The sequence below is a fragment of the Candidatus Pedobacter colombiensis genome (genome assembly GCA_029202485.1).
Classification (GTDB): domain Bacteria; phylum Bacteroidota; class Bacteroidia; order Sphingobacteriales; family Sphingobacteriaceae; genus Pedobacter; species Pedobacter colombiensis.
This window is the reverse complement of sequence record CP119313.1, coordinates 4,975,837-4,996,165: the sequence shown is the minus strand read 5'-3', so window position 1 is coordinate 4,996,165 and position 20,329 is coordinate 4,975,837. Positions and strand designations below refer to the sequence as shown.

Below are 20,329 nucleotides of genomic sequence, written 5' to 3'. Positions count from 1 at the left end.
GAAAGGTTAGATAGAAAGTGTTTCGCAGGTTTTTTCTGCAGCTAATTTTTCAGCGTTTTTCTTATTGTAATCTCTTCCAACACCATAGCTTTCGCCTTCAATAACAGCCTGAATGGTAAACAGTTTAGGGCTTTCGCCTTCTTCATTCTGAATCATATCAAAGGTAATGTCTTTTCCATGGCGCTGGCACCATTCGATCAGTTTACTCTTGAAATTAGTTTCTGTAAGCTCAAGCGTGTGGATATCAATGTAAGGTTTAACAATCCTTTTAAGCAGGAAGTCTTTAGTGAAATTATAGCCTTTATCTAAATAGATGGCGCCAATAAGAGCCTCAAAGGCATCACCAAGCATAGAATGATGCTTGGTTTGAACATTAACGGCTTTTTGATCAAATACGATCAGCTGATCGAATCCCATTTTGCGGGCAAGTTGATTTAAATTAGCACGGTTTACAATTTTAGAACGCATTTCTGTTAGAAATCCTTCTTCCTTGTAAGGGTAACTTTTAAAGAGAAGTTCAGCGATTACGGAGCCCAATATGGCATCACCTAAGAATTCAAGGCGCTCATTGCTACTTCGGGTTCCATTTTTTAGAACCTTTGCCACAGACCTGTGCCTGAATGCCATTTTATACAAAACGGCATTTCCAGGCACAAAGCCTAAAATGTTTTTCAACTTTCTTATAAAGACTTTATCAGGTGAAAAATAAAGCTTATACAGATTAAATAATGGCATTAATTACTTTCTTATTCTTCGTACTTCTTGAAAATCACAGACGCATTATGACCACCAAATCCAAATGTATTGCTCTGAGCAGCACGAATGGTGCGTTTTTGCGCCTTGTTAAAAGTGAAATTTAATTTTGGATCACATTCAGGATCATCATTAAAGTGGTTGATTGTTGGTGGAACAATATCATTTTTCACTGCAAGAATTGTAGCTATAGCTTCAACCGCGCCTGCAGCACCCAATAAATGTCCAGTCATTGATTTTGTAGAACTGATGTTTAGTTTATAAGCATCTTCTCCAAATAAATCTACAATGGCCCTGCTTTCAGAGATGTCCCCTAACGGAGTAGAAGTTCCGTGAACATTGATGTAATCAATGTCTGAAGTCGTTAAACCGGCATCATTTAAGGCATTTGTCATAACCATTCTGGCACCTAATCCTTGCGGATGTGGGGCAGTAATATGGTTTGCATCTGCGCTCATTCCTCCGCCAACTAGTTCAGCATAGATTTTAGCACCACGTTTTTTAGCATGTTCCAACTCTTCCAAAATAATGGTTCCGGCACCTTCACCCGCAACAAAGCCATCACGGTCTCTGTCAAAAGGTCTCGAAGCTGTTGATGGATCATCATTTCTTGTAGAAAGGGCATGCATTGCATTAAATCCGCCTATACCGGCTTCATTAATAATGGCTTCAGAACCGCCACTGATCACGACGTCACACATACCCAAACGAATATAGTTGTAAGCGTCAATCATAGCGTTTGTAGCTGAGGCACAAGCAGAAACGGTAGCGAAATTTGGCCCCCTTAACCCATATTTTATAGAAATATGGCCGGGAACAATGTCAATAATTACTTTCGGAATAAAGAACGGATTTATGCGTGGCGTACCATCGCCTAAAAAGAAGTTCTTCATTTCATCCTGAAACGTTTTAAATCCGCCAATACCAGAACCCCAAATTACACCAATACGATTGGTGTCCAGCTGTGAAAAATCGAAATTACCATCTTTAACAGCTTCATCTGTAGAAACTATTGCGTATTGAACAAATGGATCTAATTTGCGAGCTTCCTTTCTATCCATGAACTCCTCAGGATTGAAGTTTTTAAGCTCGCATGCAAATTTTGTCTTGAACTTTGATGTATCAAAACTTGTAATAGGGCCGGCACCACTCACCCCATTAACCAAACCATCCCAGAACTCTGGAATGGTATTGCCTATTGGAGTGAGCGCACCTAACCCTGTAACTACTACTCTTTTTAATTCCATTTATACGGATTATACGGAAACCGTATTTTTACTTAACGTTTTTCTCTAAGTAAGCAATTGCTTGACCAACTGTACCAATGGTCTCAGCCTGATCATCAGGAATTGCTACATTGAATTCTTTTTCAAACTCCATAATAAGTTCTACTGTATCTAAAGAATCCGCACCCAAGTCGTTAGTGAAAGAAGCTTCTGGTGTAACTTCGTTTTCATCCACACCTAATTTTTCAACGATAATAGCCTTAACTCTTGAAGCAATATCAGACATAATGTTTATAATTTAATGGTTAAATAATTCAGTGCAAAGAAAAATAAATATTTACACATTTCAAATGTTTTTATTTCTCTTCCAATTTTAATGTTTTTATTTTGAACATCAATGTAAAATTAGTTTTATAATTTCGTATTCCCGTAAAATATTCTGTTTTGAACAAAACTTATTTAAAACTTTCATTAGATCTCGACTTCGTATTAATTGCCATTACCGCCTCTTTGAAGGATTATGTACTTTGTCACAAAATAAATACCCGATTAAATTTTGGCTTTGAAAAGATTGACGATCATGAGGTTTATTTCAATATTGACGAATCTCCATTGGCTTTTTCCAAATACTATTATTTTGTGGAGCAGGGAGAGATCGAATATTACATTGTAAACAACCGAAATGCAGAAGGATTTTTAATTCCGGAGATGAATAAAGTCGATTTTTTTATGATAATTCATCAATATATTGACAAGGAAGACCTGAATTATATCATTACGGGCATTAATAAACTTCCTGATATTCAGGTTGCTGCACAGATTGACCCTGCTAAGTTGAAATCAAAGGAAAATTTGATAATGTAAATTTTATGTTGGAGGTGTACAAAATACACTATATTTGGATTTACATAACCAAACAGATAACTTTAATAAATCAGACTGGCATCGGTTTTCTGTGTTGATAAACGCTCGTTTTGTTGGTCTGTAATAAATTTAAATAATTCAATGAAACCATTTCATTCAAGAACAAAAATCGTAGCCACATTAGGCCCCGCCTCAGCTAAACCAGAAGTTTTATATAGTATGTTTAACGCGGGACTGGATGTATGCCGCCTGAACTTTTCTCATGGTTCGCAGGCGGATCACCAGGAGGTTCTCGACACCATTCGTTCAATCAATAAAAAGCATAACTATAATGTTGGTATACTAGCTGATTTACAGGGTCCTAAGATCAGGATTGGTATGGTTAAAGACGGTGGTATTCAGTTGGTTAATGGAAATACAACGATCATTACCACTAAAGAATGTGTCGGTAATGAGGAGCGCATTTATATCACTTATGAAAGCTTCCCGAAAGACGTTAAAGCAGGTGAAATTATCTTACTGGATGACGGTAAATTACAAATGAGGGTTGTTGAAACGAATCTTGAAGATGAGGTTTTATGTGAGGTTGTTCATGGTGGAATTCTGACTTCAAGAAAGGGAGTGAACTTGCCAAATACTAAAGTTTCTATTCCTTCTCTTACCGTTGAGGATCGCAGTAATTTGGAATTTGTTCTCGAAAACGATGTAGAATGGATTGGACTTTCCTTTGTGCGTAACGCTGAGGATATTATAGAATTAAAAGACATCATCAAAGCAAGAGGAAAAACAGCCCGAGTAATTGCTAAAATTGAGAAACCGGAAGCAATTGCTAACATCGATGAGATTATTGCAGTTTCTGACGGTGTTATGGTTGCCCGTGGTGATCTGGGGGTAGAAATGCCAATGGAAGAAGTGCCTTTGTTGCAAAAAATGATTGTACAAAAATGCCGTGCGGCTTCTAAACCTGTAATTGTTGCCACACAAATGCTGGAAAGTATGATCACCACACCTAGGCCAACGCGTGCTGAAGTAAATGACGTGGCTAACTCTGTATTGGATGGTGCTGATGCTGTAATGCTAAGTGGAGAGACCTCTGTAGGTGAGTTTCCATTGATCGTAATCGAAACCATGCAGAAAATCATCCAAAATATTGAGCAGAATAACTATCCTTTCCACCCTGAGAAATTCTTGAAGCATAAAGCTGAGAGCTTTTTAAGTGATGCGGTTTGTGATACAGCTTGCTTCTTGTCAAAACAAACTAATGCCGCAGGTATCGTTTCGATGACATTGAGTGGTTATACTGCATTTGAAATCTCTAGCCACAGGCCAAAAGCACATACTTACATCTTTACAAGTAACAGAAGCTTACTAAATAGCTTGAGTTTATTGTGGGGTGTTCAAGGCTTTTATTACGATAAATTTGAAAGCACCGATGAAACTATTCAGGATGTAAATGACTTACTTAAAGCGAATAAGTTGATTAAAGCGGGTGATGTTATCATCAACACAGCTGCTATACCAATGGAAGCTAAAGGTAAAACGAATATGATAAAAGTTTCTGTTATCGATTAATATTCCTTAGCATTCAAATTTTTTTTTACTTTTGCAATCCGCAAAACGGAGGGTTGTCCGAGTGGTCGAAGGAGCACGCCTGGAAAGTGTGTATACCCCAAAAGGGTATCGAGAGTTCGAATCTCTCACCCTCCGCAACCTTTTAAAAGGTTTTAGCCTCTAGTGAATAGCTAGGGGCTTTATTTTAAAGCTTCAATCTACCCAGATATACGCTATCCGATACCTGTTGTCTGTCGTTACTAATAAAAGCAATATAAGTTTCTACAACAGTATCCTGAGGATTACCTTTTATTAAACACGGATAAATCTCTAAAACATCTATTTCAGCCGTTCTTCTGGCTCCGCCAACAGTAAAATTTGCATGTTTAGTGTCGGGGAAATAAGCCAGCAGCAAAACCTGGTCGTCATTTCTTTGATAACCGATTTGTGGATCTTTCTCCCATTTAAAGGTTAACTTGTTGTCCGACAATTCAACCGATGGATTAAGAGGGAGTGGTAAATCACCTTTACTTACAATTACTTTAGAGAAATCAATCCAATAATCGGGATAGTCGCCTTGTATTGCCAGTTTTCTAAAGTAGGAAGTCGCGGCGTTTTGCGGTATTTTAGCTGTGCCCTTTGTTTCCGGATGAAAGCTGTAGTTTACAAAATCGTTAATAGGTTTCACGAAGCGCATCGCCATACCAAACTGTTTCCGGGAAATGAGTTGTTTTTCTGTAGCGGGTTTAGATGAGGGATGCGGAAGCGCCCGTGTTACAAACTGTCCGCGTCTGATGTAACCTACTAATGGCCCTATTTTTCCTATAAACGGGCCTAAAAGACCAAACTTTGTTCTTCCCATAATTATTTGATTAAGAGTGTTCTAAAATGTGATGCTACTTTAAAGTTAAATAAAAAATCTCATTGTCTGCTTACATAGCTTTTTATAAAAGCTAAAATAAGACTTTTATAAAATTGAACTCAAACAGCTAAAAGCAGTACCAAACCAGTCCAATAGCAGTCGAATAGCAGTCCAATACCAGATGAATTTAATAGCACATAAACAAATGGTTTGGCAATTTGTTCTATCCAGGTAAAGCCGCTAACTTCATATGATCAGACTATAAATAAAAATTATGAGCAAAATTATCTTTGACAGCGGAATATCACTTGATGGCTTTTTCGCAGGCGATAACAGAAGTCCAGACAACCCAATGGGTGGTGTTTCACCAAAAATCCATAGCTGGATGTTTAAACAAAAAGCATTTTGGAAACACATCAATATGGAAGGTGGTGAAGAATACGGTCCGGACAGTAAGTTAATTGATGAAGTGTTCGCAAGAACAGGCGCTTACATTATGGGAAAACGAATGTTTGAAGAAGGCGAAGTCCATTGGGCAGAAGATTTATATAAAGCAGACGTTTATGTTCTGACACACGAAAAACGGGAATCCTGGGTTCAAAAGGGGACAACGACTTTTTATTTCATCAATGACGGAATACAAAGTGCATTAGAAAAAGCAAAACAATCTGCCAAAGGAAAGGACATAAGAATACAAGGTGGTGCGAATACTATTCAACAATTTCTCAATGCAGGGCTTGTCGATGAATTTTTCATTCACATTGCCCCTGTTTTTTTAGGAAGTGGTATCCGATTGTTTGACGGCATTGACAAAGACAAATATGATATTCAAATTGTAGAAGTAATACCATCAAACTTAACAACACATTTGAGATACAAACTGACGCGGAAATGAGAAATTAGCTTTAAGTATTACTTCCAGGTGCCGAATTCTTTTTTAGCCAGGATTTTTGCTGTTGCAGCGGTAATGTTACCGGCAATGGTAAGGTAGGCTTTTGATGGAGTAATGGTTCTTGTATAAAAGGATTGTACGTCCTTCAGTGTTAATTGTTGCAAGGCCATTTCATTAACTGCTTCCGGGTAGTAATGATCCTGCGCCTTCAAATGATCAATTATATTTTGCTTCGCTTTATCAAAGGATGGTTGGGTTAAAGCAGGTGTTTTTATAGATGTCGACATTATAGATAAGGCTTTGTCAAAATTTGTAGCTAATGAAGCCAGATTGGCCCCTTTGTCATCGAAACTTACACCTGCTTCAGCATCACTTGCAATTTCATTTAACATCTCATTTAATATATTTTGGGCTCCGGCTTTGTGATTTTTATCAGCCGTTTCTTCATTAACAGTAAAGCTCGAATAAATTTTATTAGTGCCAGAGTTCTCTGCAACAATGACGGTCATGCCGTTGCTAAGTTTAAAACTTATCGGGCTTCCCATTGTGAAGGACTGCGCCTGAGCAAATTGAATTGTAAATAGCGCAATCGTTGTAATAAATAGTTTTTTAGTAATTCGCATTGTAGTAGTATTTATTAAATTGATAAGCAAAGCTACGTCGGCTATCTGGCCCATGAAATGAAGAATAGGCAGAAAGGCAGATGGGGCCGATGAAAGGCATTTTTGCTGTGTTCAGTTTGTTCATTCCTATAGGGTTCGGTGTATTATCCCTATTTTAGTGTAATCATTCCCCAGCCTAAATGAACTGCTTAGTCGTTGATGACAATATCATAGCCTTAACTATTATTAAGAAACTGATAAGTATAGACCCTACTCTGACTGTAGCAGGAGAGTGCTTTGATGCGGTTGAGGCCTACCGGCAACTCCAACTGAACGAGATTGAGCTTTTGTTTCTGGATATAGAAATGCCGGATATGAATGGCATAGAGCTGGTTAAAAGTTTGGGAGACAAACGGCCTATGGTCATTATTACTACCTCTACTGCAGATTATGCTGTCGAAGCCTTTGATCTGAATGTAGTAGATTTTCTGATTAAGCCTATCAGGCCCGCTCGTTTTTTGCTGGCCGTAGAAAAAGCCCGAAAGATGATGGTGGTAAAGAGTCTGGCTTTAACGGATAAGGAAGATGAATTTGTATTTATACGTGAGTCTAACGTGGTCCGGCGACTAAAAATAAGTGATATTTTATATATGGAGGCCAGGGGTGATTATGTTAAAATCAATGTCCCTGGCCATACCTATTCTATTCACTCATCATTAAAATCGGTAGGAGAAAAGCTTTCCAAAAATACCTTTTTAAGAGTACACCGTTCATTTATTGTCAATGTAAGTAAGATTGATACTGTAGAAGGTGGAATGCTTGTGATTAACCAAAATATTGTACCTGTGTCTGATGCTTACAGAGCTGCATTATATCTTCGGATGCAGTTTCTTTAGCTGCCTGCTATATTTTTATCCATAAATAGAGCATAGCGGCCAATGTAGCCCCTATTAGAGGCCCGACAACCGGAATCCATGAATACCCCCAGTTGTTACCTCCTTTTCCTGCAACAGGCAATACGGCGTGCATAATTCTTGGTCCAAGATCTCTGGCCGGATTAATGGCATATCCGGTGGTGCCACCGAGTGATAAGCCGATTACCCAAACCAGAAGGGCTACCGGCAGCGCACCGATGGAGCCTAATCCAATGGGACTTTTATCAACTCCCAATTCTGCATTTGTAAAATGAAATATAACAAAGATCAACACGAAAGTACCGATGATTTCACTAATCAGGTTTGAAACTGTATTGGGGATAGCCGGACCGGTACAGAAAGTAGCATGTTTTGCACCCCTATCTTCTGTGCCTGCGTAAAAGTCCTTAAACATTAACCAAACCAGAAAGGAGCCCAACATAGCTCCGATAAACTGGGCAGCAATGTAAGTTGGGACATTTGCCCAGCTAAATTTCCCGGCAATGGCCAGACCAATGGTTACAGCGGGGTTTAAGTGTGCACCACTGTAGGGCGCGGCGATTACCACCCCTACAAATACAGCAAGGGCCCAGGCGGTAGTGATGACCATCCATCCTCCGTTATTTCCTTTGGTTCCGTTCAGAACCACGTTGGCAACAACACCGTTGCCCAATAAAATCATAAACATAGTGCCAATAATTTCGGCTGAAAAAGGAGACATATGGGTTAAATTTAAATGTGGTTATAAATAGATTAGTTTTGGGCAGCAGCCTTTGCCGCTTTTACAGCCTTGTTCCAACCATTAATTCGTTCGGCAATGTGATTTGTTTTTCCGGCATTGAAATTTTTATCAATTTTCCATTGTCCGCTAATATCATCCATGCTGTTCCAATAACCTACGGCCAAACCTGCCAGATAGGCGGCGCCTAATGCCGTAACTTCGGTTACTTTTGGTCTGATTACCGTAGTGTCGAGTAAGTCGGCCTGAAACTGCATCAGCATGTCATTGGCTGTTGCACCACCATCTACTCTTAACTCTTTGATACTGTATCCCGAGTCTGCTTCCATGGCTTTGAGCACTTCCATGGTTTGAAAAGCGATACTTTCTACCGCCGCCCTGGCAATGTGGGATGCTGTTGTTCCACGGGTTATGCCGGTTATGGTGCCGCGGGCATCCTGATCCCAATGTGGAGCACCAAGTCCGGCAAATGCTGGTACCAGATATACTCCGCCCGTATCCTCAACCTTAAGTGCCAGTTGTTCTACCTCGGCAGATGATTTGATGATGCCCAAACCATCTCTTAACCATTGCACTACAGCACCTCCAATAAAGATGCTGCCCTCCAGGGCATACTGCACCTTGCCGTTTATTTTCCAGGCTATAGTGGTTACCAGATTATTTTGCGAAACAATAGGTTTATCTCCAATGTTCATCAACATAAAGCAGCCCGTTCCGTAGGTGTTTTTTACCATTCCTACCTGCGTACACATTTGGCCAAACAGGGCAGCTTGCTGATCGCCTGCAATTCCTGCAATAGGGATTTTTGCAGCAAGTACATTGCCTGTGGTTTCTCCGTATACCTCACTTGATGATTTAACTGCTGGAAGGATACTTTTTGGAATATCAAAAAGGTCTAGTAATTCCTGATCCCAATCCAAGGTGTGAATGTTATATATCATTGTTCTTGATGCATTGCTTACATCAGTAATGTGTACCCTTCCATCGGTCAAATTCCAGATCAACCAGGAGTCGATGGTTCCAAAAGCAAGCTCTCCGGCTGCAGCTTTTGCCCTGGCACCCGGTACATTGTCGAGAATCCATTTTATTTTTGTGGCGGAAAAATAGGCATCTAAAATAAGCCCTGTTTTCTCCTGTATAGTTTTAGCCATACCTTTGGCTTTAAGTTCATCACAATAGCCTGAAGTACGTCTGTCTTGCCATACAATGGCATTGTACAAAGGTTCTCCGGTTTTTCTATCCCACAATACAGTGGTTTCGCGTTGATTGGTAATGCCTATTGCGGCAATATCGGTTGGTGTGATGCCGGCTTTTACTATAGCTTCTGTGGCTACAGAAATCTGCGTGGTCCAAATCTCGCTGGCGTTGTGCTCTACCCATCCAGGTTGAGGGTAAATCTGCTCAAACTCCTTTTGCGCGATGGAGACAATACTTCCTTCCTTATTAAATACAATCGCCCTTGAACTTGTGGTTCCCTGATCAAAGGATAAAATAAATTTGCTCATAATTTATAATTGCAATGATGTGTAATAAAACGTAAGTATAAACAATCATTATCGAAAGTAAAAGATACAATGCGAAAAAAAAGCATCCCGTCAGGAATGCTTTTTTGGATGAACAGGGAATTGTTATCCTCGCCTAAATAAAATCTTAATGACCTTCGCGCTTGCGTTGGTTATCTCTATTGGAGGTTTGGTCGGAACGCTGCCCGCCACCATTTGAAATGCCTTGTTGTTTCTTGTCTTGTTTTACACTATGGTGCATCCGATCGGAGGTTGTCCTGCCTTGCTGTTCATTCCCGCTGTGTTTTTGTGTTGGTTGATTTTTCATCAGCATATAATTTGATTTTTAATTGTGATGAAGCTATCATGTGCTATCAAAAATTTACTCGTTTGGGTTTGTGTTCTGCTGCACATGATGGTTTCATAATAATGATGGATAATATGAACACTGTATTTATAACAGTAGCGGGAAGTATATGTTTGTAAAAAAACAGCGCCTGATTATGATTGATCATGTAGGCGCTGTTTATAGGAGATGATTAGAATTTTATTCCTAAACCTACAGAGAAGACCTGGTTTTTAAATTCAGGGGTTTCTTTTGATCCATCTTCATTGTTTTTCTGGAAGTCCAGGGCATAACGACCATGGATATCAACTTTATTGTTTACATCATATCTAAAACCAATCAATCCTCCAGCCAGACTCTTTTTAAACCGATCAGCTTTGTTTTCAATAATTTCCTGTTCTACGGTACCTAAGCCATTCTCAAATTTATTCTTTGTAGAAAGCAAGAAAGATACTTGTGGACCTACGACAAGGTTTAAGCCACTTCCACCAACATTAATACTAGCCAAAATTGGGACATCGATAAAACTAGTGGTTTGTGTAAAATTACCAAATGTTGTTTCAGCTTTGTACCCCTTGGTCGAATAAAGCAATTCGGGTGTGAAAGCTAAACCTTTAATCAGGTTGATATCTAAAGTTATACCTGCATTGAAACCAGGGTTTACTTTTGTTTTGAAGTCATTGTTGCCATCATCTTTAATGATGTTTGGAAGGTTTAAACCGGCTTTAACTCCCAATCTGATTGGGGCTTGTGCATTGGCAGCACCTGCTGCAAATAGGCCTAAGGCCAAAATAATTAACTTTTTCATGTTTATGTGTTTTTATAAACCCATAGATGAAAGAAATGTGCCAGTTTTAAACAGATCAGGAATTTATATCCTCTGGATTGTTCAAAAGGTTCTGTGTACCTGATGATTAGGGTTGTTTGGTCAGGCTTGCTTATTAGCGATGAAGATGGATTTGTATATTGTTTTATTGTATCAAATTTGATACAATAAGGGGGTGGTCTCAGGATTAACGTCATATTTTCCACTCAAGGAAGGTTCAGATCCATTAAAATAGAACTTTTGTTTAACTTTGAAGTTTAACCAATTGTTATACAAATGAATGTTAAGCATTTTTTCATAGTTACTTTACTGCTACTAACAACGCTATTTAGTGCACAGGCACAGCAGAAAACCTATTTACAAACACTGGCTGAGCCTAATGTATGGGTAGATTCCGTATTTAAACGCTTAAGTAAACGTCAAAAAATTGCGCAAATGTTCTTTGTCAGGGCACATACCAATTTTGGTAAAGCCTATGAAGATTCAATAGGTAGGGTGATTAAGAAAGAGCGTATAGGTGGGTTGGTATTCTTTCAGGGAGGTCCCGGTCGACAAGCCATTTTAACCAACCAGTACCAGTCGCTGGCCAGAGTTCCCTTATTAATCACTTCTGATGGTGAATGGGGATTAGGAATGCGTTTGGACAGCACTATTTCGTATCCATATCAGATGGCATTGGGTGCGGTTCAAAATACGGATCTGATTTATAAAATGGGGCTTGAAGTCGCAAAGGATTATAAACGTATTGGGATGCACATGAACCTGGCTCCCGACGTGGATGTGAACAACAATCCTAAAAACCCGGTGATCAACTTTCGCTCTTTTGGGGAGAACAAATACAATGTGGCGACTAAAGGTGCAGCCTATATGAAGGGTATGCAGGATGGGGGATTGCTGGTTAGTATTAAACACTTCCCGGGCCACGGTGATACTGATGTGGATTCGCACTACGATCTGCCACAGTTAAAATTTACAAAGGCACGTTTAGATAGTTTAGAGCTTTATCCTTTCAAAGAATTAATTAAAGATGGCGCTGCCGGTGTAATGATTGCACACATGAATATCCCGGCATTGGATAATACGCCAAATATGCCGTCCACACTATCTAAACCGATAGTTACCGGACTTTTAAAAAACGAACTTGGCTTTAAAGGTATTGTCATCTCTGATGCAATGGGCATGAATGGGGTGGTAAAGAACTTTAAAAATGGCGAAGCTGATGTAATGGGGATTATTGCAGGTAATGATATTTTAGAGTTATCGGAGAACAGTGCAAGAGCTATAAAATTGGTGCGCAAAGCTGTTAGAGAAGATAGAATTAGTATGGCGCAGATTGATGAAAGCGTTAAAAAGATTCTTACAGCTAAATATTGGGCCGGCTTAAACGCTAAAAATACCATTGATGAAAATAACGTGGTTGCTGATGTAAACCGTCCGGAAAGTTTGGCGTTATTGCAGCAACTTGCTGAAGCGTCTATGACTATGCTAAGGGGCAAAGAAAATATTCAACAGTTGAATGCGGAGAAGCGCACCGTAATTATCAGCATTGGCACACCGGAGGTTACGACGTTTCAACGTGAACTCGGTGCTTACTACAAAAATGCTGTTTTCTATACCCTTGATAAAAATGCAAGTGCCAATGCAATTGCAAAGGTTGTAAGAGATCTTAAGGCATTTGATCAAATCATTATTGGAATTCATGATACGCGTACACGTCCTGGCAACGGAATGGTTTTGAGTGCAGATCTAAAGATGTTTATCAAAGATATGTCGCTAAGCAATGCTGTATTTGCTTTGTTTGCAAATCCATATAACCTGGCTGCATTACCGGGCTTAGAGCAAAGCAAAGGTTTGGTTGTAGCTTATCAGAAAGAAGACTTTATGCAAAAGGCGGCTGCAGCGGTGATCAAAAATCAAGTGATCGCAACTGGAAAACTACCTGTTACTGTAAATAGTTTCTTTAAGTACGGCGATGGACTTTAATACCATATTTTGCAATTTTTAGATATCCATACACATCAGGAAGGGAAGGATGCCGGGGTAAGGCAAATACTAAGTGTTTCCTTAACCGGAGATACGCGGATTACATTTCCGGAAGATCAGGAGCTTTCGTTAGGATTGCATCCCTGGTTTGCAACAATGGAGCATCTGGAGCATGATTATCTCAAACTTGCAGAGGCTGCAACAGGAATGCAGGTTAAACTGATTGGTGAGTGCGGCTTAGACAGATTGAGAGGGGAAAGCCTGGACAATCAGTTGATTATTTTGAGGAAACAGCTAAGACTAGCCAATGCGCTGCATAAACCGGTTATTCTTCATTGTGTAAGGTGTTTTGGAGAGTTGATTGCCTTACAAAAGGAAATGAAAGTTAGCGTTCCTCTTATTGTTCATGGGTTTAATAAACACGAAGAATTAGGCAGGCAATTGCTGGACAATGGGTTTTATCTTTCTTTTGGCAAGGCTATACTAAATCCTGATTCGGGAGCTGCAGCTCTGCTTAAACATACAGATATGTTTTTTTTGGAAACTGACGATTCGGATTATCACATCCGGGAAATTTATCAGGCTGCGGCAAATTTAAAAAACTGTACTGTTGAAGAGATGAAAGCGCTTATTTTTGCCAACTGGAAAAAAATAAAGTTTACTTAATATATATGTCTGATTTAAACTGGTTGTCGCGCTCTGCTTTGCTGATAGGGAATGAAGGAATTGATCTTTTGCAGCAAAAGCATGTGTTGGTTATAGGTCTGGGTGGTGTGGGCTCTTTTGCGGCCGAGTTTATATGCCGCTCAGGAGTAGGAGAGATGACAATTGTGGATGGTGATGTTGTAGACCCTAGTAACAGGAACCGGCAGTTGCCTGCCTTATCTACCAATCATGGAAAGAATAAGGCTGATATCATGCAGGAGCGCTTAATGGCCATCAATCCTGAACTTAAATTACATGTTATCCGAGACTTTCTAACCCCACAGAAGTGCAGGGAGCTGATGGAGCATTCTTTTGACTATGTGATGGATTGTATTGATAGTCTTACACCTAAGGTGATCTTACTGTCTAAAGCATTGGAAAGAAATGTACCTATCGTCAGTTCAATGGGGGCCGGGGGTAAAATGGATCCGACCTTACTGAAGGTAACCTGGCTACCGGATACATATCAATGTGTTTTTGCCCAGGTTGTGCGAAAAAGATTAAAACGACATAGTAACTATAACCAGATCAAGGCTGTTTTTTCCACTGAGGAGACTTCGAAAGATTCCCTGCTCATGACCGATGGTAGTAACTTTAAACGTTCTGCCTATGGCACGATATCTTACATTCCGGCTGCCTTTGGCGGCGTTTGTGCCTCCGTGGTGATCAGGGACCTGTTAGGGCAAACCATCACTATGGCCGAAAGACCACCAAGGATTGCAAAAAAAGTAAAAAAGAAAGTCTGATCGACTGTTTCTATTTGTTGTTTTCTGGTTTAAGGGCGGCAACCGTCCAACCTTTTAAAAACTCCATTACTTTTTTTACGCTATGACCTTTTCCTTCTTCAAGGTAAGCGGAGTTTTGGATGTGTATTACTTTACCGTTTCCATCGAGAATTACAAATACCGGGTACCCAAAACGGCCTGGATAACCTAAGCTTGCCATTACAGCCGGGTTTTTATTTTCCGGACTATAGTTTACCAGTACGGTTTCGTAATTGCTGTTTAGGTAATCCTTTAGTTCTGGTGTTGCATCAACCAGCTTATGAAAAGCGATGCACCAGCTGCACCAATTGCCGCCTACCTGGATAAATACATGTTTGCCTTCCTTTTTTGCTTTTGCAACTGCAGCATCAATATCTGCTCTTGCATTGGCTTTAGGGTTGTAAATTGTTACGATTTCCTTTTTAACAGGTTCTTTGTCCTGGGCTAATGCTGTGCCGGATATGGCTATAAAAGCGAGTAATACTAAAGCTAATTGTTTCATCTATTTATCTTATTGTTTTTAGTTGTTAGATGGGATCTAAACGTGAAAAATTTAGATAAATATAGCAATGTTTATGGCTAAAGAGTTGTTTCAATGGGATTTCATGCTTTGTCAGAGTAAATTTTACAATCCATTTTCAGAATTATAAAACAAAGACGAGCCAGAAAAGCCAATTGGCTAGATGGATGTGAAATAAATTTATGGACTCTGTGTTGGATAAATCGTCTTTACAATAAAGATGATTATTGCAAAATCGTCTTTATTGTAAAGACGATTTTATATATATTTGTGTATTATGAAAGAGACCATAAAAGAGATTTTGATTCAAAACCAGGAAAGAAACCTTTCTAAGGGGCTTAGAATGCGCAACACAGGGATTTCATTGGATCTTGAAAAAATTCAAGCGATCATTGGTCCCCGGCGTGTAGGCAAAACTTCAGCAATGCAACTGGCTATTGACGAATTAAAAACAACCAGGGGGGTATCGCCCAGGCAGATTATCTATTTCAATTTTGAAGATGAAAGGATACAATTCGAACCCCATCAACTCGATTTAATTCTACAAGCATGGCAGGAGCTTAATCCGGAAACTAAATTAGAAGATGCATGGTTCTTTTTTGATGAAGTACAAGCTACACCAGGCTGGGAGCGTTTTTTAAACCGCATCAACGAAACCTGGTCTAAAAAAATATTCTTTACCGGCAGTAACAGTTCTGTACTCCATACCGAGCTTAAATCTGTATTGCGGGGTCGCAGCATCGCTATTGAATTATTACCCCTTTCTTTTAAAGAATACTGTGAATTCAGCAATTTTAAACCATCAGAATATGGGACAGGAAAAATCCAGACCCTCACAATGTTTCATAAATACCTCGTTCATGGGGGATATCCAGAAACGATTAACCTACCTTCGCAACAAATAAGCCTGGCCTATTTACAGGAATATTATAACGCCATGTTGCTTCGGGACATCGTAGAATACAACAAGCTCAGTAATTATACCTATTTACGAAGCTTGTATCGTCAGGCAGCATCTACTATAGGTAAAACAATTAGTAACAGACGATTATATAATCAGCTCAAATCACAGCAATATAGTGTAGGAGTGAATAGTGTCTATGAAGCAATGGATATGGCCGAGCAAGCGTATCTTTTTAAAAGAATCAGTCGCTTTGATTATTCAGATAGTAAGCGCGAAAAATCAGATAAAAAGATTTATTGGCTCGATAATGGGCTACTAAATGCCAATACAGCGCAGTATACAGGTAACAATGGTTTGCTGTTAGAGAATATGGTGTTTAAAGAACTTTATCTGAAATTTGGAAGTATTTATTCTAATAACATCTATTATTATGCAGAAGCTTCTGGTGAATGTGATTTTGTAATCTATCCGGAAGGCGGAACTGCATTACCTGTGCAGGTAAGCTGGACGCTAAATGATCCGGACACAAGGAGCAGGGAACTAAAAGGGTTACTAAAAGCGGCTAGCTATTGTAAGGTTAAAGAAGCATGGATCATCACGCTCGAAGAAGAAGAAGAATTGACCATAGATGGTGTACATGTCAAAATCATACCCGCCTGGAAATGGATGTTACAAGCTTTAAAATTTAGTTGATTTTATTTGTTTAAAACATAAACCACAAAAATGATGATGCCCAGTTTCTTTTTCAAATGGAAAGAAGCATTTACTGTGTCTACATCGATCTGTAGTTTATGCGATGCTATATGTTCCCGAACCACATCCTCTGATTCCTGTTTGTTCTGGAGCTTGCGGTAAGCAAAAGCATATAATAAACTTGTAGCGGTCATAAATTTCCATGAACGCAGTATCGTCACTCGAACGCAAAAGCGTAACAAGATCAGCATCACTGTATTTCTGATAATCGTTCATTTCTTTATATGCCTGTGCAATAAATTTACGGACTTTCAGCAGCAATGATAATTATAATTCCCGAATAAGCTAGTATTCAGGTCTTAAAAGCCCGATCTCTCGGTAGCCTTTATGAGGATAGGGCAGCCAAACGATTATTTTATCTGCCGATGTTGTAAAATATTAATAGCTTTACCTAATGCCTCAACAGCCTTTAAAAATATTACAAGCATCTGCCGGATCTGGTAAAACATTCAGTTTAACAGCGCATTATTTAACCCTGTTGTTGTCGGGCGAAACCAAGTATCGCGAAATTCTGGCTGTAACTTTTACAAATAAAGCTACAGAAGAGATGAAAAGCCGGATAATGGAGGTGTTAAAGGGCTTTGCTGAAGGTGATCCTTCAAAAAAAATCAGCGACTACAGGGAGATTGTTTTAAAAGCACACCCCGAGCTGGATGCGATAAGTTTAAAACATAGATCCGATAAGATATACCGCAAGATTTTGCATGATTATGGCCGTTTCTCGGTCAGTACCATTGATGGTTTTGTGCAAAAAGTGATCCGGGGTTTTGCCTTTGAGCTGGGTTTGGATGCAGGTTACGGCCTGGAGATGAATTATGATAAGGTAAAAAATGAGCTGGCTGAGCGTTTGGATAAAGCATTGGATAAAAACCCTGTTTTATTGCAATGGATTATTGACCTCGCTTTAGATCGTATCAATAATAATTTGAGCTGGAATTACCGTAGAGAACTGATTGATCTAACCAATGAGATTTTTAAAGAGCGGTATCAACCTTTCGAAAACGCAATTAAGGAGTTGGGGGAATCGGCAGATCTGGATGCACTTTTTAAGGATTACAATAAGGTTACCCGGTTTGGAATAGAGGCCTTCGAAAGTACCATTAAGGAACTTGCTGAGCAGGTACAGCAAATCTTTGAGGTGGAGGGAATAGAAGTATCCAGCTTAAAAGGTAAGTCACGCTCGCCCTTAAACAATCTGCCAAAAATTGTCGGTGGCGATTTAAGTAAAATAACCAGCCTTGCAAAGTTGGTAGATCAACCGGAAGAGTGGTTTCAGAAAGGAGAGGAAAGTGGTGCTTATTCGGAGCTAAATCCTGTTTTGTCAAAATTGCTCCATGTTTATCAGGATGGCCTGGCGGGTTATTTGCTTGCTCAGGCGTTCAATAAGAATTTATATTACCTGCGGTTGATGCAGGAGATGGCTGTTTTATTAAAGGATTATAGGGATGAAAGCCCTAATTTGTTAATCAGTGATGCCCAGACCTTATTAAAGGGTATAACGGATGATGCAGACGATAACCCGTCTTTCATTTGGGAAAAGATGGGTAACAGGTACCGTAATTTTCTGTTTGATGAGTTTCAGGATACTTCTGCTAATCAGTGGGGGAGTTTTAAATCGTTGCTCAGCAATGCTATTGCATCGCCGAGTGAAAAATTGATAGATCATTTGATTGTAGGCGATACTAAACAGTCTATCTATCGTTGGCGCAATGGCGATTGGAATATTCTTCATCAGCAGGCAAAGGCGGATGTCAGAGCGGAAAATGTACTGGAAGATAGTTTGGAAGAGAACTATCGGAGTACGCAGAACATCATTCAATTCAATAATTATTTGTTTAAAAAATTGCCGCAACTGATGCAGGTCAATTTAAATGGGACGATTGCTGAACAGGATGTTGCTGAGGTTTTAAACTGGTGGCAGGGACAGGGATTTGATCATATTGTAACGGATGTTTATGCCGAGGCAGAACAGAAAACGACTCCATTTACATTGGATGGGGGAACCATTAATTTTAATGTTTTAAAGGAGGATCCGGAAGGCAATACATTAACTAAAACTACTTTCAGGGATTTGGCGCTGTCTAAGATGATGGCAGAGCTGGACATCCTTATCAAGGATAAAAATTACAAACCGAAGGACATTTGCGTATTGGTACGTTCTAATTCGGAAGCTGTAGCTGCGGTGGAGGCACTGATGGATCAAGGTGTTGATGTGATTTCGGGAGAAGCGTTACTGTTGAATAACAACAGTGCAGTAAAATTAATCATCAATACATTGCAGGTAATGGGCGGATTGTCTGAAAATACCGCTTTGTATAAGGCAAATTGTATTAGTCTGTATGCGAGACTGCAGCAGAAAGCTGTTGAACCTCATCATTATTTCTCGTTAAAGTTTAAAAACCTGACACAGCTTGCTGATCTATTGCCTGCTGACCTTTGTGCGCATTGGCAAACCTGGATACAGCAGCCCCTGCCTGCCCTGCTGGAAAAAATTATTGCTGCCTATGGTTTAGGCGAAAGCAGAAATGTTACCAATTTGCCCTATTTGTTTGCTTTGCGCGATTTAATGGGAAGTTTTGCTTTACACGGGGAGCGAGGTATTGCAGCTTTTTTAGCTTTTTGGGACGAAGAGGGGGCAAGGAAGACTTTACCTTCACCGGATAATGCAGATGCTGTGCAGGTTATCACCATTCATAAATCTAAAGGTTTGGCATTTAGGGCTGTAATGCTGCCATTTTGTAATTGGGACATTAATGGGAAGCCTAATGGCATTTTCTGGGTTCCTGCAACAGATACTCCTTATCATCATTTGCACAGCATTCCTTTAAAATACAATAAGGACCTTGGTCGTTCAAGCGTAGCCAAACCTTACTTTGAGGAGCTGCTTTATAACAATATGGATGCTTTGAATATGCTTTATGTGGCTACGACCCGCTCAAAAGAATATTTGTACATCAGCACCATGGGGAAAAAGACAGACACGATTACCAATATTGGTGATTTACTGGGTAAGGTTTTTGCTGATCAGCTTTCAGAGGAAGGTAATTACATGATCGATGGTATAGTGCCTGATCAACCTGAAAAAAACAGTCCTGTTCAACAGATAGAAATGGAGCATTATCCGGTCTCTGACCGGTTGAGCCAGGTGTTCGATGCCAACTTAAAGCGGAGGGAAATAGATCTGCTAACAGGTGAAAGCGCCGGTAGGACGGGTACAATTCTACATGAGGTACTGGCTGAAGCTAGGGGTGTTGCAGATGTGGATGCTGTTTTGCAGACGTTATTGCTGGATGGTGTTTTTAAGGAGGAAGAATTGCCGTTTTTAAAAGCGCAGGCTATTGCCGTTTTACAGCACAAAGGCTTGCAAGATATTTTGGGTAAAAGCGAACAGAGTTTAAATGAACGCAGTATTATAGATGCCAAAGGCAAAAGTTACCGGCCCGATAAGGTACTGGTAAGCGGCAATGAGGTAACTGTAATTGATTATAAATTTACACAGCAGGAAAGCGATAAACATATTGAGCAGGTTAGTCACTATAGAGCCCTATTGATGGCTATGGGTTATACGAATGTAAAAACCTATTTGTTTTATGCGCTAAGCGGACAATTAAAATTGGTTTAGG

Annotated in this window: 20 protein-coding genes and 1 tRNA gene; 10 read left to right on the top strand and 11 right to left on the bottom strand. The window is 39.7% G+C overall.

Annotated elements, in window-relative coordinates:
- Positions 1-6 precede the first annotated feature (6 nt).
- The 3 genes from rnc to P0Y49_20750 are packed head-to-tail and all read right to left on the bottom strand — an operon-like array spanning position 7 to position 2,265.
- Positions 7-735, bottom strand: a complete 729-nt coding sequence (gene rnc / locus P0Y49_20760; protein ID WEK19212.1) for a ribonuclease III — start codon at positions 733-735, stop codon at positions 7-9.
- 11 nt (positions 736-746) lie between these two features.
- Complete coding sequence (gene fabF, locus P0Y49_20755) at positions 747-2,000, bottom strand: beta-ketoacyl-ACP synthase II (GenBank protein ID WEK19211.1); 1,254 nt, start codon at positions 1,998-2,000, stop codon at positions 747-749.
- A 28-nt stretch (positions 2,001-2,028) separates the two neighbouring features.
- Positions 2,029-2,265, bottom strand: a complete 237-nt coding sequence (locus P0Y49_20750) for an acyl carrier protein (protein ID WEK19210.1) — start codon at positions 2,263-2,265, stop codon at positions 2,029-2,031.
- A 158-nt stretch (positions 2,266-2,423) separates the two neighbouring features.
- On the opposite strand from P0Y49_20750, the gene P0Y49_20745 reads away from it, so the two are divergent.
- The 3 genes from P0Y49_20745 to P0Y49_20735 all read left to right on the top strand — a co-directional run bounded on the left by P0Y49_20745 (position 2,424) and on the right by P0Y49_20735 (position 4,550).
- Complete coding sequence (locus P0Y49_20745) at positions 2,424-2,843, top strand: IPExxxVDY family protein (protein WEK19209.1); 420 nt, start codon at positions 2,424-2,426, stop codon at positions 2,841-2,843.
- Positions 2,844-2,984: 141 nt separating this feature from the next.
- The gene (pyk, locus tag P0Y49_20740; GenBank protein WEK19208.1) at positions 2,985-4,415 is read left to right on the top strand and encodes a pyruvate kinase; all 1,431 of its coding nucleotides are present in this window, start codon (positions 2,985-2,987) and stop codon (positions 4,413-4,415) included.
- A gap of 47 nt (positions 4,416-4,462) precedes the next feature.
- Positions 4,463-4,550: transfer RNA gene (locus P0Y49_20735), tRNA-Ser, on the top strand.
- Positions 4,551-4,599: 49 nt separating this feature from the next.
- Here the strand turns inward: P0Y49_20735 and P0Y49_20730 are convergent.
- Positions 4,600-5,256, bottom strand: coding sequence for a DUF6266 family protein (locus P0Y49_20730; protein WEK19207.1), 657 nt, complete (start codon positions 5,254-5,256; stop codon positions 4,600-4,602).
- 274 nt (positions 5,257-5,530) lie between these two features.
- Between P0Y49_20730 and P0Y49_20725 the strand changes: the two genes are divergently transcribed.
- Entirely contained in the window at positions 5,531-6,151 is a 621-nt protein-coding gene (locus P0Y49_20725) for a dihydrofolate reductase family protein (protein WEK19206.1), read from the top strand.
- Between the two features lie 17 nt (positions 6,152-6,168).
- Here the strand turns inward: P0Y49_20725 and P0Y49_20720 are convergent, their stop codons facing one another.
- Positions 6,169-6,771: an insulinase family protein gene (locus tag P0Y49_20720; GenBank protein WEK19205.1), complete on the bottom strand. Its 603-nt coding sequence runs from the start codon at positions 6,769-6,771 to the stop codon at positions 6,169-6,171.
- A gap of 179 nt (positions 6,772-6,950) precedes the next feature.
- Here P0Y49_20720 and P0Y49_20715 point away from each other — a divergent pair, with 179 nt between their 5' ends.
- Positions 6,951-7,646, top strand: a complete 696-nt coding sequence (locus tag P0Y49_20715) for a LytTR family DNA-binding domain-containing protein (protein ID WEK19204.1) — start codon at positions 6,951-6,953, stop codon at positions 7,644-7,646.
- 7 nt (positions 7,647-7,653) lie between these two features.
- On the opposite strand, the gene P0Y49_20710 is transcribed toward P0Y49_20715, so the two are convergent.
- The 4 genes from P0Y49_20710 to P0Y49_20695 all read right to left on the bottom strand — a co-directional run bounded on the left by P0Y49_20710 (position 7,654) and on the right by P0Y49_20695 (position 11,059).
- Complete coding sequence (locus P0Y49_20710) at positions 7,654-8,385, bottom strand: aquaporin family protein (protein ID WEK19203.1); 732 nt, start codon at positions 8,383-8,385, stop codon at positions 7,654-7,656.
- A gap of 32 nt (positions 8,386-8,417) precedes the next feature.
- Entirely contained in the window at positions 8,418-9,908 is a 1,491-nt protein-coding gene (gene glpK, locus P0Y49_20705; GenBank protein ID WEK19202.1) for a glycerol kinase GlpK, read from the bottom strand.
- A gap of 145 nt (positions 9,909-10,053) precedes the next feature.
- On the bottom strand, positions 10,054-10,233 hold the full coding sequence (locus P0Y49_20700) for a hypothetical protein (GenBank protein WEK19201.1): 180 nt from the start codon (positions 10,231-10,233) through the stop codon (positions 10,054-10,056).
- Positions 10,234-10,444: 211 nt separating this feature from the next.
- Positions 10,445-11,059: a porin family protein gene (locus P0Y49_20695; protein WEK19200.1), complete on the bottom strand. Its 615-nt coding sequence runs from the start codon at positions 11,057-11,059 to the stop codon at positions 10,445-10,447.
- 294 nt (positions 11,060-11,353) lie between these two features.
- Here P0Y49_20695 and P0Y49_20690 point away from each other — a divergent pair, with 294 nt between their 5' ends.
- Genes P0Y49_20690 through P0Y49_20680 form a run of 3 tightly spaced genes read left to right on the top strand, consistent with a single transcriptional unit; the run spans position 11,354 to position 14,511 of the window.
- Complete coding sequence (locus P0Y49_20690) at positions 11,354-13,060, top strand: glycoside hydrolase family 3 protein (GenBank protein WEK19199.1); 1,707 nt, start codon at positions 11,354-11,356, stop codon at positions 13,058-13,060.
- A 9-nt stretch (positions 13,061-13,069) separates the two neighbouring features.
- Positions 13,070-13,726, top strand: coding sequence for a TatD family hydrolase (locus P0Y49_20685; GenBank protein ID WEK19198.1), 657 nt, complete (start codon positions 13,070-13,072; stop codon positions 13,724-13,726).
- A gap of 5 nt (positions 13,727-13,731) precedes the next feature.
- Positions 13,732-14,511, top strand: a complete 780-nt coding sequence (locus P0Y49_20680) for a tRNA threonylcarbamoyladenosine dehydratase (protein WEK19197.1) — start codon at positions 13,732-13,734, stop codon at positions 14,509-14,511.
- Positions 14,512-14,521: 10 nt separating this feature from the next.
- On the opposite strand, the gene P0Y49_20675 is transcribed toward P0Y49_20680, so the two are convergent.
- Positions 14,522-15,031 (bottom strand): thioredoxin family protein, encoded by a 510-nt coding sequence (locus P0Y49_20675; GenBank protein ID WEK19196.1) that lies wholly within the window; start codon positions 15,029-15,031, stop codon positions 14,522-14,524.
- Positions 15,032-15,326: 295 nt separating this feature from the next.
- On the opposite strand from P0Y49_20675, the gene P0Y49_20670 reads away from it, so the two are divergent.
- Positions 15,327-16,646, top strand: a complete 1,320-nt coding sequence (locus P0Y49_20670; protein WEK19195.1) for an ATP-binding protein — start codon at positions 15,327-15,329, stop codon at positions 16,644-16,646.
- Between the two features lie 2 nt (positions 16,647-16,648).
- Here the strand turns inward: P0Y49_20670 and P0Y49_20665 are convergent, their stop codons facing one another.
- Entirely contained in the window at positions 16,649-16,840 is a 192-nt protein-coding gene (locus P0Y49_20665) for a hypothetical protein (GenBank protein WEK19194.1), read from the bottom strand.
- A gap of 260 nt (positions 16,841-17,100) precedes the next feature.
- Here P0Y49_20665 and P0Y49_20660 point away from each other — a divergent pair, with 260 nt between their 5' ends.
- A complete protein-coding gene (locus tag P0Y49_20660; GenBank protein ID WEK19193.1) occupies positions 17,101-20,328 on the top strand; it encodes a UvrD-helicase domain-containing protein in 3,228 nt (1,075 codons plus the stop codon).
- The last annotated feature ends 1 nt before the right edge of the window (position 20,329 follow it).

Coding starts and splice junctions, on each gene's coding strand:
- rnc (WEK19212.1), bottom strand. CDS start 735: ATGCCATTATTTAATCTGTATAAGCTTTATTTTTCACCTGATAAAGTC.
- fabF (WEK19211.1), bottom strand. CDS start 2,000: ATGGAATTAAAAAGAGTAGTAGTTACAGGGTTAGGTGCGCTCACTCCA.
- P0Y49_20750 (WEK19210.1), bottom strand. CDS start 2,265: ATGTCTGATATTGCTTCAAGAGTTAAGGCTATTATCGTTGAAAAATTA.
- pyk (WEK19208.1), top strand. CDS start 2,985: ATGAAACCATTTCATTCAAGAACAAAAATCGTAGCCACATTAGGCCCC.
- P0Y49_20730 (WEK19207.1), bottom strand. CDS start 5,256: ATGGGAAGAACAAAGTTTGGTCTTTTAGGCCCGTTTATAGGAAAAATA.
- P0Y49_20725 (WEK19206.1), top strand. CDS start 5,531: ATGAGCAAAATTATCTTTGACAGCGGAATATCACTTGATGGCTTTTTC.
- P0Y49_20720 (WEK19205.1), bottom strand. CDS start 6,771: ATGCGAATTACTAAAAAACTATTTATTACAACGATTGCGCTATTTACA.
- P0Y49_20715 (WEK19204.1), top strand. CDS start 6,951: ATGAACTGCTTAGTCGTTGATGACAATATCATAGCCTTAACTATTATT.
- P0Y49_20710 (WEK19203.1), bottom strand. CDS start 8,385: ATGTCTCCTTTTTCAGCCGAAATTATTGGCACTATGTTTATGATTTTA.
- glpK (WEK19202.1), bottom strand. CDS start 9,908: ATGAGCAAATTTATTTTATCCTTTGATCAGGGAACCACAAGTTCAAGG.
- P0Y49_20700 (WEK19201.1), bottom strand. CDS start 10,233: ATGAAAAATCAACCAACACAAAAACACAGCGGGAATGAACAGCAAGGC.
- P0Y49_20695 (WEK19200.1), bottom strand. CDS start 11,059: ATGAAAAAGTTAATTATTTTGGCCTTAGGCCTATTTGCAGCAGGTGCT.
- P0Y49_20690 (WEK19199.1), top strand. CDS start 11,354: ATGAATGTTAAGCATTTTTTCATAGTTACTTTACTGCTACTAACAACG.
- P0Y49_20680 (WEK19197.1), top strand. CDS start 13,732: ATGTCTGATTTAAACTGGTTGTCGCGCTCTGCTTTGCTGATAGGGAAT.
- P0Y49_20675 (WEK19196.1), bottom strand. CDS start 15,031: ATGAAACAATTAGCTTTAGTATTACTCGCTTTTATAGCCATATCCGGC.
- P0Y49_20670 (WEK19195.1), top strand. CDS start 15,327: ATGAAAGAGACCATAAAAGAGATTTTGATTCAAAACCAGGAAAGAAAC.
- P0Y49_20665 (WEK19194.1), bottom strand. CDS start 16,840: ATGACCGCTACAAGTTTATTATATGCTTTTGCTTACCGCAAGCTCCAG.
- P0Y49_20660 (WEK19193.1), top strand. CDS start 17,101: ATGCCTCAACAGCCTTTAAAAATATTACAAGCATCTGCCGGATCTGGT.